The sequence below is a fragment of the Candidatus Hikarchaeum yamanae genome (genome assembly GCF_009889665.1).
Classification (GTDB): Archaea; Halobacteriota; Halobacteria; order Halobacteriales; family Hikarchaeaceae; genus Hikarchaeum; species Hikarchaeum yamanae.
On record NZ_WTZR01000009.1, the window covers coordinates 17,359 to 31,657 of the forward strand.

General features: G+C 40.7%; 12 protein-coding genes and 1 pseudogene. 2 read left to right on the top strand and 11 right to left on the bottom strand.

Annotated elements, in window-relative coordinates; genetic code table 11:
• The first annotated feature begins 82 nt into the window (after nucleotides 1-82).
• The gene (locus tag ACM9H2_RS04485) at nucleotides 83-598 is read left to right on the top strand and encodes a nitroreductase family protein (RefSeq protein WP_415488653.1); all 516 of its coding nucleotides are present in this window, start codon (nucleotides 83-85) and stop codon (nucleotides 596-598) included.
• Here ACM9H2_RS04485 and ACM9H2_RS04490 read toward each other — a convergent pair.
• The 8 genes and pseudogenes from ACM9H2_RS04490 to ACM9H2_RS04525 all read right to left on the bottom strand — a co-directional run bounded on the left by ACM9H2_RS04490 (nucleotide 595) and on the right by ACM9H2_RS04525 (nucleotide 8,306).
• Nucleotides 595-1,275 carry a hypothetical protein gene (locus ACM9H2_RS04490; protein WP_415488655.1) on the bottom strand — a complete coding sequence of 227 codons (681 nt, stop codon included), beginning with the start codon at nucleotides 1,273-1,275 and terminating at the stop codon, nucleotides 595-597. The genes ACM9H2_RS04485 and ACM9H2_RS04490 overlap by 4 nt on opposite strands.
• Entirely contained in the window at nucleotides 1,269-2,582 is a 1,314-nt protein-coding gene (locus tag ACM9H2_RS04495; protein ID WP_415488657.1) for a heme o synthase, read from the bottom strand. The genes ACM9H2_RS04490 and ACM9H2_RS04495 overlap by 7 nt, the downstream gene beginning before the upstream one ends.
• A 51-nt stretch (nucleotides 2,583-2,633) precedes the next feature.
• The gene (locus ACM9H2_RS04500) at nucleotides 2,634-2,903 is read right to left on the bottom strand and encodes a cytochrome C oxidase subunit IV family protein (protein ID WP_415488659.1); all 270 of its coding nucleotides are present in this window, start codon (nucleotides 2,901-2,903) and stop codon (nucleotides 2,634-2,636) included.
• Nucleotides 2,904-2,915: 12 nt separating this feature from the next.
• Nucleotides 2,916-5,355, bottom strand: a pseudogene (locus ACM9H2_RS04505) (cbb3-type cytochrome c oxidase subunit I).
• Between the two features lie 2 nt (nucleotides 5,356-5,357).
• Nucleotides 5,358-6,065 (bottom strand): cytochrome c oxidase subunit II, encoded by a 708-nt coding sequence (gene coxB / locus ACM9H2_RS04510; RefSeq protein ID WP_415488661.1) that lies wholly within the window; start codon nucleotides 6,063-6,065, stop codon nucleotides 5,358-5,360.
• A gap of 106 nt (nucleotides 6,066-6,171) precedes the next feature.
• Entirely contained in the window at nucleotides 6,172-6,459 is a 288-nt protein-coding gene (locus ACM9H2_RS04515) for a hypothetical protein (protein ID WP_415488663.1), read from the bottom strand.
• A 39-nt stretch (nucleotides 6,460-6,498) separates the two neighbouring features.
• Nucleotides 6,499-7,884 (bottom strand): hypothetical protein, encoded by a 1,386-nt coding sequence (locus ACM9H2_RS04520; protein ID WP_415488665.1) that lies wholly within the window; start codon nucleotides 7,882-7,884, stop codon nucleotides 6,499-6,501.
• Entirely contained in the window at nucleotides 7,881-8,306 is a 426-nt protein-coding gene (locus tag ACM9H2_RS04525) for a hypothetical protein (protein ID WP_415488667.1), read from the bottom strand. The genes ACM9H2_RS04520 and ACM9H2_RS04525 overlap by 4 nt, the downstream gene beginning before the upstream one ends.
• A 112-nt stretch (nucleotides 8,307-8,418) precedes the next feature.
• On the opposite strand from ACM9H2_RS04525, the gene acs reads away from it, so the two are divergent.
• On the top strand, nucleotides 8,419-10,407 hold the full coding sequence (gene acs, locus ACM9H2_RS04530) for an acetate--CoA ligase (protein WP_415488669.1): 1,989 nt from the start codon (nucleotides 8,419-8,421) through the stop codon (nucleotides 10,405-10,407).
• Nucleotides 10,408-10,410: 3 nt separating this feature from the next.
• On the opposite strand, the gene ACM9H2_RS04535 is transcribed toward acs, so the two are convergent.
• From ACM9H2_RS04535 to ACM9H2_RS04545, 3 genes are all read right to left on the bottom strand, one after another.
• A complete protein-coding gene (locus ACM9H2_RS04535; RefSeq protein WP_415488671.1) occupies nucleotides 10,411-11,211 on the bottom strand; it encodes a CBS domain-containing protein in 801 nt (266 codons plus the stop codon).
• Nucleotides 11,212-11,292: 81 nt separating this feature from the next.
• Nucleotides 11,293-12,768, bottom strand: a complete 1,476-nt coding sequence (locus ACM9H2_RS04540; protein WP_415488673.1) for an NADH-quinone oxidoreductase subunit N — start codon at nucleotides 12,766-12,768, stop codon at nucleotides 11,293-11,295.
• Nucleotides 12,761-14,299, bottom strand: a complete 1,539-nt coding sequence (locus ACM9H2_RS04545) for a complex I subunit 4 family protein (protein ID WP_415488675.1) — start codon at nucleotides 14,297-14,299, stop codon at nucleotides 12,761-12,763. The genes ACM9H2_RS04540 and ACM9H2_RS04545 overlap by 8 nt, the downstream gene beginning before the upstream one ends.

A 14,299-nucleotide genomic window follows, 5' to 3' on the forward strand; every position in this document is an offset into this window, starting at 1 on the left:
TGGTTGTGATCAGAGGGGAGAGGAATTATGCGTTGGGATTTGCAATATAAAGAGATATTAAAATAAAGGTCTTAGAGGGTGAATGGGAGTACTAGATACTATTAAAACTCGAATTGAGATACAGGAATTTGAAAAAAAATCGGTTGAACTAGAAGCTAAAAAGAAAATTCTTGAAGCAGGTAGGCTTGCCCCGAGCGGGAGAAATTTACAGCATTGGCATTACATACTTGTTGAAGGGGAAGAAGAATTAGAAAGGCTTGCTAGTGTTAGCCCCACAGGGGGTTGGGTAATAAATGCAGATTTTGCAATAGTTACTACTACAGATCCAAAATATAATTTTAATGAAATAGATGCAGGAAGATCGATGACACAAATGCAATTGGTAGGGTGGGAAAATGGCGTAGGTTCTCGCTTATATACGATAAAGGAACCAGACCAAAAAAAGGCCAAATTGTCGTTGAATATCCCAGAGGAATATCATATTACTGCTGTAGTGGGATTTGGATATCCTATAAAGAAAATTATAGGGAAAAAGAAAAGAAAAGCGATAGATGAAGTGGTTAGTTATAATAAATTTGGAACGCCTATTGAGATCTAGAAATCGCGTTTTGGTAAATTCCAGAAAAGGAGCGAAAGTGCGGTGATAAATATCAATGTCGAGAAACCATATGATTGGTGTTCCGATAGGAATAGAGGTAGAGTCGATCCTGAAATACTAGACAAATGAGCCCCTATGAGAGGCCAAGTGCAGCTTACACAAGAAAAAAACCCTATTGCCCCCGAAAAGACGAATCTGTCGAGGTTGAGGACTGATCGGTAGAATAGATAAGAGAGGGAAGAATATCCAATGAACTCAAAAAAAAGTGCGTAAACGGAAATGAAATTGCCACTGTAAGATATGGAAGGTGCCCATCCAGGAGGCATAGAAGAGAATACTACTCTCAATCCAAATTCATGATTAGCGACCGTATGTCCATGGAAGATATGACCAAGGTCCAATATAGAGCCAAGATACGCTAACAATAAGAAATATAGAATCCCAAAAGAAAATGCAAGTAGTCTTTTGGGAATCTCCATATTTATTGGTGTTATTCGGAGTAAAACGAAAATGCTAGAATTGATCCAAATGAAAGGATATAAGAGGATCAATGGGTCGGTGATAATAGCGCCGGAATAGAGAACATAGACAAGAGAAAGGAGGAATTCTAGAAGTAGAATAAAAATGAACAATAATAAGAAATTTCGTGGAGAATTCAATAAAGTCGGATTCACCATAGGAGCTCCAAAATTATTGAGATGAGAAGTACAGTGAGGTAGATATTTGAAGCAATAAAGGACCTTAGGAAAGTTGAGCGGGATGGGTTATAATGAGACAGTATGATGGCCCAGAGAAATACAATTGAAAAGAGGGAATTCACAGAAAGAAATAAGATCGAAAGGCGTGCGAAATAGAATAACAGAATGGCGCATATCAAAGTAGATCCGAAATAGAATAGAATGTGTTTTCTAGTTTTTACGTCCCCGTGTACAACAGAAAACATAGGTAATCCACTTTGTTGGAAATCTTTCTTGTATATCAGGGCCAAATTATAAAAATGGGCAGGAGTCCAGAAAAAAATCAAGGTGGCAAGTAAAATTGCACTTAGAGGAATGGTTGAAGTTGCTGCTACAGAACCAATGATGACAGGGAAAGATCCCGCTATTCCACCTATGACTGTATTCTGGGCAGTATTTGGTTTAAGTAAAACAGTATAGACTACACTGTAAAATAGAATGGCCGAGAGGGCTAGTATAGATGAGAATATGTTTAATTGAAAAAAGACAAAAAGGGAAGCTATAGCAAGGGAAATTCCAAAGATCCAAGCATTCAAAATAGGTATTCTCTGTGTGGCCAAGGGCCTATTTGCAGTCCGATCCATATTTTGATCTACATCTGCCTCAAAAATTTGGTTGAAAGTGCCACTTGCTCCAATTGCAAGGATCCCACCAAGTATTGTAAGAAGTGCAGTGGTAAGTTGCAGAGAGGGTCCTGCACTAATAGCCATTCCAGATAGGGCGACTAGAGAGAGAAGCCACATCAACCTGGGTTTTGTCAAATAGATGTAATCAGATAAAGGAGGTTTGGAGAGATAGGGAATTCTAGACAGAATACTAGACGGGGATCGAGAAGACTTTTCAGGAGATTGTTCCTCGGGCATAGAGAAAGAAGAGGTATAGAATTCGAGTGAGAAGGTTAGTGCCAAGAAGAAGGCTGTAAAAGGTAATAAGATAATCAATAGGTCGAAAGGCAGAAGTGGTAAAGTGGGAGAGAGTCCAGTTAATTGAATGATGTTTAAACCAAAATATAGACCAAGCCCGACCCACAATAATATGTTAACTTTTATGGAATTATTTCGATTGAGAAATAAGGAATAAATGATTGCAAGTCCTATGAAAATAAAAGATAAGGTTGGTAAAAGAGAGAGATTTAAACTGGATATTCCCACCATTCCAAAAATGTAGATGCCCATGCAAACGAGTGATAGAACATAGATTGAAAGGGGGGGATCCTCTTTTGTCACGAATGAAAGTAAACTGTTCATCTATTTATGCACGACGAGTTTGGTTTAAAACAAGTATTTGGTCGTAAAAACTTACTGAATGGAATACGATGCTGCTAGAGTAAGTGCAAGGGCAGCTCCCAAACCAATGAGAATCAAATAACTCAACGATGGGGGATCATATCGTAAGTGTTGGAACCACCCTGCAACCAATACTGCCTTCAGAAGAGATAAAATCATGATGATCCAAAATGCGACCCAGTACATTGTACTTAGCCAGCCTGCGAATTCGACAAGGACCTGTACTGTTGCAGAGATGAACAATGCCACGTATATTATTGTATAAGTTTTAAGTGATACCATTTTTTGATTACCTCACAATATATAGAATAGGGGAAATAGGAATAGCCATACAATGTCAACAAAGTGCCAGTATAGACCAAAGTACTCGAGGACCCTATTGTCATTCAGATAGGCACCATTCCAGGCACGTCCTATAAGCCAGATGCAAATTATAAGACCACCAATTACGTGTGCCCCATGGAGACCGGTTGTTAAGAAAAAGGTAGAAGTTTTCACATTGGTTGAAAGCCAGTATCCATGTTGGAACAGGTGATTCCATTCTATACCTTTGTTTACTAAGAAACCAATTCCAAGAAGAAGTGTTGTGGTTAGACTTACAACTACCCCATACCTATTCTTTCGTTCTGCCGCGACGAGGGCCAAGATTACAGTGAAACTACTAGTGAGAAGTAAATAAGTGTTCATTAAACCAGGTATGACATCGTCCGGAACAGGAGTCCAGTCGGTCCAACCATAAGCGACTCGAATAAAAATAGCAGTTCCAATAAAGGCTCCGAATAAGACCACATCGGATGCTAAGAAGATCCATACACCAGTTTTCATGTTCTCTATATTCTGGAATGGCCATGCTTCACCAAATCCACCTTCAGGACCTTCAAATCTTTGAACACCAAGTCCAATCATGGATCCTGAGAAAACTATTAGTCCGAGTAGGAGAGTGACTGGATAGATTAGAGAGGGAGAATTTCCTTGGGTGTATCCAGAGAGTCCAATGAGGAAGAACAAAACCCCTACAGATATACAAAATGGCCAAATGCTCGCATGTGTTTCTACATGAGGGGTGGTGATCTCATCACTCATGGGTAGATTCACCCCCATCTGTTTTGATGTTATCTGGTAAGAATTCTAGTTTTCCGTTTTCATAGGTAGGAGTCCCTTCCCAATTTTCCAAAGGTGGTGGAGAAGGTAGAGCCCATTCTAGTGTAGATGCATATTTCCAGGGAGATGGTCCAGCTTCTTCTCCACGGGAGAGACTTACAAAGAAATTGTATAGCATTACAGCAAACGAAACTGCTAAGATTAATCCACCGATGGTGGCCATTTGATGCCAGGGTATCAAGGACGGAGAGTAAGTGAAAACTCTACGTGGAGTTTCCCAAGCGATGAACAATGGGAAATAAAGTAGATTGAAACCTATGAAATATAATACGAAATTCACCTTACCCAAGAACTCATCATACATTCTACCAGTTATTTTTGGGAACCAATAGTAAATTGCTGCGACTAGTCCGGTTACACCACCAACCATGACGTAATGGAAGTGTGCAACTACCCAATAGGTCCCACGGAATTCGTAGTCGAGCACTACAGCGCCCAAAAAGACTCCGGTGATTCCACCAATGATAAATAAAATCAACCCGCCAAATGCAAAGAGGAAGGGGGTGGTAAACTGAATTCTTCCTTTTAGGAGAGTATAGATGAGGGCAAATACCATCAAATCGAATGGAAGCGATATTCCAATGGTAGTTATCATGATGATTGTTTTTATTTCGAGGTTGATCCCTGTGAGGAACATGTGGTGCATCCAAACCACGAAACTTTGGACAGTAACGAGAACAAGGGCTGCGATAAACCATTTTCGTCCAACAATTCGTTTGCCTGTGAACGTCTGGAAAATCTCTGCCATTGCACCGAGGGCCGGGAAAAATACGATGTAGACCTCAGGATGGCCGAAAAACCAGAACAAGTGAGTCCATAAGAGAGATCCTTGCGTTCCAGTAGTTGAAAAGTAGGTTGTTCCTAAGATCCTATCAGAGGATAGAATCATCAATGCAGCAAGCAGTGCAGCAAATGCAAATAGCATCATCCATACTGTTAACAGTATAGTCCAAGTGAACAAAGGCATGTTAATTAATGTCATGCCTTTGGCACGCATGCGGTGGATAGTGGTGAGGAAATTAACAGATCCCGCAGTAATAGCAACTGAAAAGATAAATAATGCCAAGATTGCAGAAGTGGCACCGACTTGGGGGGTAAATGCAGGGAGGTTCAAAGGCGCATATACAGTCCACCCTCCATTGAATGTTCCCCCTTGGAAAAATGAAATCCCGAGTAAAATTCCAGAAATTAAATAAAGCCAATAACTCAAAGCATTTAGGCGGGGGAATGCCAGATCTCTTGCACCTATTTGTAAAGGAACTATGTAATTGGCAAATCCAAATGCAAATGGGGAAAGGAACCAAAATACCATTATCAGACCGTGTGCGGTGACGGATTGGTTATATGCAAAGGCAGATAGTAATCCTTCTCCGGGGGCACGGGGCAACCAAAGTTGTAATCGGATTAATAGGGCGAGAACACCGCCCATTACTAAGAAAAATAAAGAGGTTACAATATAAAGAATTCCAATGTCTTTGTGATTTGTTGTTACTAACCATCGTTTGATAGAGCTCATTGGTGGGAGGCCATGTTCATCGGAGTGGCCACCATCGGTTTGTAAAAGTTTATTCATAGTTAACTACCTTTATTTTTAGTTTTATTCCATTGTTCGAACTCGGAATTTTCTAGTATTATTATATCTGCTTTCATGTAAGAATGGCCAGCTCCACAGAGTTCGTAACAGGCGGAATCATATGTTCCGGTAGACTCGGCTAAGAACCAGGTTTCGGATATATGCCCAGGGGCTGCATCGGCTTTTATACGGAGATCTGGAGAACCAAAATTATGCAACACATCTCTTGAAGTTATCTTCAAAACTGTGACTCGATCCACTGGTGCTCGGAGTACGCCTGTTGATTGATAGCCATCAGGGTAAGTGAAGAGGAATCCGAACTGGTATGCTTCAACTTCAACGGTTAGTGCACCGTCTACTTGAGACGGTTGGGCTTCGACGTATAAGAGTGAACCATATGTCCAGACGACAAGGGCTATTACTACCACTGCGCTCAGAAGGAGAGACTTGAGTAATTTGTTCCCATCGTCGACGGGAGGGGGCAATTCCCCTAGTTTGGGGCGATCTACATCGTCTTTTTTAGGAGCAGAACCCTCTCTATATCGGTATGCTTGGATGAGCATATAAGCGATAACAATCACACCGACGATAGTTCCAAGAAGTACAAAGATAAAGAAAATTTGGTCGAAAATAAAATTCCTACTTCCTGTTGGGAAAATCTGAAGGATGTTTGATCCAGCTAAGAGGAAACTGAAACTAAAATCTAACACGTATAATTTTGGACGGTTAGGGTACTTATCTATTACGACCTATGCTCGTAAAACCCTCATACAGGTTTATTCTCATTGAGTGGTTCAAAGGTGGATCAAATTTAAATTATCCGGCCAAGACAAATGCATAAATATACGCAAGTCCCATCAAAGTTAGCATTATTAGAGAACATATTTTTAAATGGTAAATAAATAATTGATCAGATTCTTTCAGAGAGAGATTTGCATATTCCTCACTTATTTCAGTAGAGCACTGGTCGGGGTGGGATTCGACCAGATGGAAGACTAGGTGTTCCTTTGTGGAGCATATGAATTCGCAAAGGTGGCATTGTTCGACGGTATCGTTAGAAGTGGGAACTGAAAACTCTATTCCAATTAGTGAAGTTTGTTCCATAATGAGAATGGTAGAAAATGCAGTGAAATAAAATTATTCTTATGTTGCCAAGGGAGAAGTGACTATCCAAAGGCTGAACATAGTATATAAGATCATAATAAAAATAACAGGGTATTGACTGCGGAGTGGTTGTAAACGGCCGCTGAAAAGTTTAAATGAGATGCAATGTGAAATCCAAACTGAGCATATATGGCCAAGTAAAATGAAAATTAAAGCCACTATCGGGATCCAAAATGGGAGGGGAGAGGGGTAGAATGAAGGAGGTTGTAAGGGATGGAAAATCGTGGAGATGAAGGCTGTAGAAAATGTTAGAATATATCCTATAAAATGCGCGATATGGTAGCCAGCTGCAATGGGCAAGAGGGAAACTGCAAATTTAATATTAAGAGAGTGAATGGAAATATAAGTGCCAGAGATTCTGTGCATCGTCGTGATTGCATAATGATAGATTGCATAAAAAATTCCATGTCCAGCTACAAGAGAAATGAAGTGTATCATTAAAATTGGAATTCCCAAAGAAAGTAAAGGTAACAAGACCCATTCATTCCAAAATTGTGTGGAGATTAGACCATCATAAGTTGTGATGAAAAGAATGGTAATTATGAATAAAACTTCATGACGTGCAGAAAGGCCAATGTTGTCAGTTCCTTTTACTAGTTTTTGCCCAGGTAAATGGAGATTGAGAGAGTTTGTGGAAAGAGTCAGTAATGACATCTCCCCATAGCATGTAAAAAATTTGGAGATGGGATCTGCATTTGTAAACCATGGTTCGGATCCATAGATGAAAGATCCTAGTAGTGTTAGGAGAGTATAAAAGATAAGGAAAATGGAGAGTGTATAAGGAGAATAAGTGATATCAGAACCTACTTCGATTAGAACAAAAACCAGAAGTCCAAGTGAAGCAGGCCAAGAACCCAATTTAGAGGGATATGGGCGGTTGAGGGATGGAATTATAGTTGAAATTGATTTCCAAGGGTTGAGTTTTTCCCAAGTATTTCCAAATAGATATACAGTCATCGTATAGCCAGCCCACCAGACAACCCATACGAAAAGGATTGCAAAGTTAGAAGTGGGGTTTTGAGGACCGATAAATCCTAAAATTAAAGTGTAAATTAACAGAAACACAGACAAGAACTGAATAATTGGGAGGTTTAATTGAGGGAATTGAAGAAGTGGTAGGCTTAGTTGGTAACCATTTATTCGGTTAATGAGTTGTCTTTGAGTCACGAGGCTGACAAATAAAAATGAAACACCAATGATAACGCCACCAGTAAGAACAAAAAGCCAAGTTGGGATGATGGCAGGTTCATTGGTCAGAGGCAACCCCCCAGCGTGTGCTGCGACGGGTGTGGATAAAAAATAAACCGATAAGCTGATTAAAAAAAGTAATTGTGACGTTTGTTTAAATAAAAGGCGCCTCCTCATGAGAGAATTAATTGTGTTACGATCACCAACAGGATTAGAGTTGCAAAAGTGATGGTGATCATGGCAAGGGCCCATGCGTGGGACCCACCACGAGATCTTATAGATGCGTAAAGACCAGATAGAAGATAAGAGAACAATAGAAGTGAGAAGAGTGCAAGGAAAACAATAACCGAAGTTTGAGCGTCGAAATCAAACGACTGAGAGCTAAGAAACACCACTGTAAATGCAGAGATACCTAGAACTAAAGTTGAGAACAAGACCAATCGCAAGTAGGGAAGAGTTTCTGTGAAATTTAGATTGAATTTAGAAGAATTAGTAGGAGGAGTATGATTCCAATCTTTTAAACGTAGGAAAACGGCAACTATGGTGAGGAAAAATGCACCCATGAGGATAGAACTTAGTAAATAGCTAGGTCCGGACATAAGAAATATCCAGAAATCTCTTTTTCAGGGTGATAAAAGTTATTTCTTAGTTGTCACAGTCGGGGTAGAAAATATGGGATAGTATTTTAAATGGTAAAAGTATAGAATATATATGAGCTCGAATGACGGAATGGGTACTATTGAAGCGCACTTGGCGGAGCAAGAATATTACAAGCCCCCAAAGGAATTTATTGAACAAGCAAACGTAAAGAGTTCAGATATTTATGAACGGTTCGATAAATTTCCAGATGGGTTCGAAGAGTATGCCAACTTACTCGACTGGTATGAGAAATGGGATGAGACATTTGATGGATCGAATCCTCCATTCTATAAATGGTTTAAAGGGGGAAAAATAAATGCGTCCTATAATTGTATAGATCGTCATCTCACCAATAGGAAAAATCAAACTGCATTGCTATGGGAAGGAGAAAATGGAGAACAAAAAAATATCAGTTATCAGGATTTATATCGAGAGGTAAATGAAATTTCTGCAGCTCTGAAATCAATAGGAGTAAAGGAGAATGACATAGTTACACTTCATCTTCCAATGGTACTAGAACTTCCAATGACTATGCTAGCATGTGCGCGGATAGGGGCACCCCATTCAGAAGTTTTTGCTGGTTTTTCTGCAAGCGCACTTGCAGATCGGGTTCAAGATGCAAACTCAGAATATATAGTTACGATTGATGGGTATTATAGGAGGGGTGAATTTTTAAACCATATAGAAAAAACAGATGCGGCAGTGGAAGAAATGGGAGGGGATCCGACAGTATTGGTATGGACGCGTCATGAAAAACCGATGGTGGAAATAAAAGATGAATATATTCTGTTGAAGGAGCTCCAGGGAGAGTATAAAAGAGAATATGTTGATCCAGTAGAAAGAGATGCAGAAGACATACTATTTTTAATGTACACTTCAGGGACAACGGGGAAGCCAAAGGGATGCCAACATAGAACTGGAGGGTATCTTTCGTATGCAACGGGTACATCGAAATATGTCTTGGATATTAAGCCAGAGGATACGTACTGGTGTGCCGCAGATATTGGGTGGATAACAGGTCATTCGTATATTGTGTATGGCCCTCTTGCTTTGGGTACAACTAGTGTCATGTACGAGGGGACCCCAGATTATCCCCATAAAGGTAGGATTTGGGAAATTGCTGAGAGATATGATGTGGACATTTTCCATACATCTCCTACAGCAGTGAGAATGTTTATGAAATGGGGAGAAATCCATTTACAAGGGTATAACTTTAACTTTAGATTGATGACTAGCGTCGGGGAACCAATTCAACCAGAAGCGTGGATGTGGTATTACGAGCATATAGGCAAAGGATCAGCGGTAATCGTGGACACATGGTGGCAAACAGAAACAGGAGGCCACATGATTACTAACTTACCTGCCTTGTCAGATATGAAACCGGGGAGTGCAGGGCTTCCTGCTCCGGGGATTAAACCAATGATCGTTGATGGAGAGGGTAAAGAAATAGAAACAAAAGGTGGCCAGGCGGGGAATCTTATAATAACTAGACCATGGCCAGGAATGTTACAAACAGTATATGGAGATGATGACAGATTCATCGAAACTTACTGGAAAGAATTTTCAGATACTAGCTCAACGGAATGGGAAAAATGGTCATATAAAGCAGGAGACGGTGCAGTTCAAACCATAGATAAGTATTTTAGAATTTTGGGTCGACTTGATGATGTTATGAATGTTGCAGGGCATCGATTGGGCACCATGGAGCTTGAATCAGTGATAGTAGAGGTTAAGTCGGTGGCAGAAGCGGCTGTTGCTGCTAGGAAACATCCAGAAAAAGGAGAAGTTCCAGATGCATATGTCATATTAAGAGAAGGTATCGAAGCATCAGATTTGATTCGGGATGAAATAAACAAATCAGTTGAAAATGGAATCGGTAAGTTTGCCCGTCCTGCAAATGTAATATTTGTAGAGGACCTGCCCAAGACTAGATCTGGAAAGATAATGAGACGTTTGCTAGAAGATATTTCAAACAATGAAGAACTAGGAGATACAACAACGCTTAGCGATCCAACTGTAGCAGAGAAAATAAGAGCTCAAATTCATGAGAATGGGAAATAGAGACTAGTTGTTTCTACGAGTAGTTTCGACTAGAGGGTGACGGGCATAATCTACAATAGTTATATCGTGGATCGTGGTCAGTCCCTCTTTTGCTGCAGTCTTTGCCATTCCTAATTCTACAGAATCATCTAAGATTAATACATAAGCATCCATCTTTTCAATTCCTAAGGAGTGCGCTGCTAGAGCTCTATGGTGCCCATCAGCCAGGTACAAAGAATCATTGCAATCGATGACAACGAGTGGTTCTGCCAAACCATTTGAAAGTTCATAACTCCTTCCTTCCAGTTCATCTGCGTAGACCGTTTTTTGAGTGGGTATGAGTAATCTGATGAATATTTTTTTTCGTTTCTGAGTTATTTTGATTTCGTGGATGGACTCCAAAGTTCGCAGGAGTTTTCCTACTTTTTCAGGAGTGGCCCGTTCTATTTGGCTTCGGATAACATCTGAATTGGAAATTATTCCGGCTAAATTGCCTGCATCATCTACAACAGGGAGCTTCTGGATTCCAGATCGCAGGATGACCCTGGCTGCATCTTGGACGGACATTCCAGGATGTGCAACCAATAAATTCTTACTCATGACTTGGAAAATAGAAACATTGTCGCTGGAAAGGAGTAGATCCCTAGCGGTGACGAATCCAACAACTTGTCTCCCAACACAAACGGGGAAACCATCATGACCAGTTGAATCTATTTTTTTAGCCACCTCTGCAACTGAATCATCGGGAGAAACTACCTCTACTTTTAGAGTCATATACTGAGAGACAATGGGCCGCGGTTCATTGGAAGGGGTAGTATAACTCATATGTTCGGATAAAGAAGCTTGTATGATAAAAGCTCCATCATAAAGATTAGTTAGAAAAGGAGATGGGAAATGCCCAAGTAGTTATGAAAGTAGAATGGTAGCGGCTTCCATTGCGAAATTTGAGATGACTGAAAAGAAGGGCAGACTTAGAATAGTTATTAGTGTGGCAATGAATATTGCTGCATATATTCCAAGGGGAATGCCACGAGAAGAGATGTTCAGCTCAGAGGTGGGTTGATCTATCCACAAGGCTTTCACCATCCGAGAATAGAAATAAAGAGATACTGCGGAATTGATTGCGCCAATTGCTGCAAGCCACCAGAATCCGGCTCCCACAGCTGCCATGAATAGAACATATTTTGTTAAGAACCCACCACCAGTTGGCAATCCTGCTAGAGAAAATAAGAATATTGTCATGGCGACTGATACTACTGGTGCTTTGAGTCCTAGGCCGTGATAGTCTTTGAAAGTTGGGCCTATCTTCCAATGTTCAGCGAGGGCGATGAATAAAAATGCCCCAGTATTCATGAATCCATATACCATCAAATGCATCATACTAGCTCCGATAACTAGTGCATCTTGAGACCCAGTCAGTGCCGCAAGACCAATCAAGACATAGCCTGCGTGCCCTATTGAAGAATAAGCCAGCATTCTCTTGACATTCTCTTGTAGAACAGCTGCGAAGTTTCCAAGTGTCATTGTAAGTACAGCAAGAATTTGGATTGCAAGTGTCCAGTCGAGTCCAATGGCAGAGATCACATCGATAGGAAATGCTTCAATTAAAATTCTGAACGCTAGGATGAATCCGGCAGCTTTCGACGCAGAGGAAATGAATGCACTGATAGGAGAAACTGCTCCTTCGTAAGCATCGGGGGCCCAGAAGTGAAATGGGACGCTTGTGGTCTTAAATGCAAGACCTCCGATTACCATCAGGATACCAATTCCAAGAAGTCCAGAAATTGAAGAAGAATGGAGTATTGACTGAGAAATTGCACTTAAACCCAGACTGCCAGTTGCCCCATAAATGAGACTAGATCCATAAACAAATATAGCAGAAGATAGAGCCCCAATTAAAAAATATTTGAGTCCGGATTCGGTGCTACTTTCATTGGTTTTTAAGTAAGTGACTAGAGCATAGGAAGGTAAAGACGCCAATTCCATAGCTATGAAGGCAATGACTAAAGAATTTGCAGAAGCCATGAGGCTCATCCCTGTTGCCGCTAGTAAGAGAAGGGAATAATATTCTGCTTGATTGCCTAGTTTGCCTATGTAGTCGTAGCTAGCGATAGAAACTAGCAAGGTCACGGAAGAAATGATAACAACAAAGAATAGGCTCGATCCGTCGACGACTAACTGGCCTCCGAACAGAGAACCTAGTTGCAGATTGGAAGAGGACAGGAATACAGCAGTTGAAATTGAACCAAGAGATCCAATCACTGCAAGGGCAGTTAGAATGACTAATTTTGTGGATTTACGGAAAATAGTATTATACCCAAGTATCAAAAGAGCCGATAAAAGCAGGCATAATTGAGGTAGGAGTAAGGTTAACTCAGACATTAGATTGACCTCCAAATAAAGAGACTAACGGCTCGACTGCATCTTGAATCATTTCGAATATGATATTGGGTGCAATGCCAAGGGCAATAATGATTAGCAAAATGATTACCAAAGGAGCTATATCAGATATTTGGGGGAGAGTAAGGTCGGGATTTCCTCTGATTTCAAAAGAGCCAAAAAATACACGCTGTATAGTTAGTAGGAGGTATCCTGCTACGATTACTATCCCAAACATAGATACTGCGGTGAAAAGTTTTGCAAATGGGAAACTTGCTTCAAACGCGCCTAAGAAAATGAAAAGTTCTGCTGCGAAACCGGACATGAGAGGCAATCCCATATAACCAAAAGCACCTGCTATGAAAATTAGAGATGTGATAGGCATCTTATCAGCCAAACCAGAGAGATCGTTGATAGATCGAGTATGAGTTGCGTTGTAAATCAAACCGACGGACATGAATAAGAGTCCGGATAGCAATCCGTGGCTTATCATTTGGAAAGTTGCACCTCCTAGGCCATAGACGGTGTATGCAGTCAGGCCTAGAAGGACATATCCCATGGAAGAGATTGAAGAATATGCAACAATGCGTTTCAAATCCGTTTGTGCTAGGGCCAAAAATGCCCCATAGATAACGCTAATAACTGCAACTAAAGCAATTATGCTAGCCCATTTTTGGGCGATGTCAACGAGGAGTGTGAAATTGAATCTGAGAAGTGCATAAGTTCCCATTTTAAGCAGAACTCCTGCCAATATCACAGATGCGGGGGTGGGGGCCTCTACATGTGCATCGGGGAGCCAAGTATGGAAGGGAACAATGGGAACCTTGACTCCGAATCCCACGAACATGGCTAAGAAGACTATAGACTTTAGATTGTGAGGATCTAAAAGGCCCAGCCCTCCTAATTTTCCCCCTTGTAATGCAGCAGAGATCTCAATTAAATCGAATGATTGGATGGAGTCGCCTAATCCAAAAATCAGGGCTATGAATCCAATAAACATGATCAAACTAGCGATGTTTGTGTAAATGAAAAATTTGATGGCAGCATATTTTCTTCGTTCACCACCCCATATTGCTATTAAGAAATACATTGGAATCAGAACCGCTTCCCAGAAGATAAACCATACAAAGAAATCAAAGGCCACGAAAACTCCGAAAAGGGCTGCCTCGATAAGTAATATGAGTCCATAAAATTGTGATTTTCTTTCGGTTATGGGAGTCCATGCAGAAAGAATAGCAAGCGGTGTTAAGATAGAGGTCAGGAGAATGAGAGGCATGCTGATGCCATCGACGCCGACATGCCAACTCAAGGAATAAGATCCGAGAGATACCCAAGGTACGTATGTTTCGAATGCGATTACACTTCCACTGAGTAGAGCATTTCCACTCCCATTGAAATTAAGCCACATTATCAGAGTTCCGATGAGAGGGACCAAACTCAAATAAAATGAAAGTTTGGGTGACTTTTCGTTTGGTGAAAATAATATGAACAATCCACCGAGAAACGCAGAAAAAATGGTTAATTCAATTAGCAT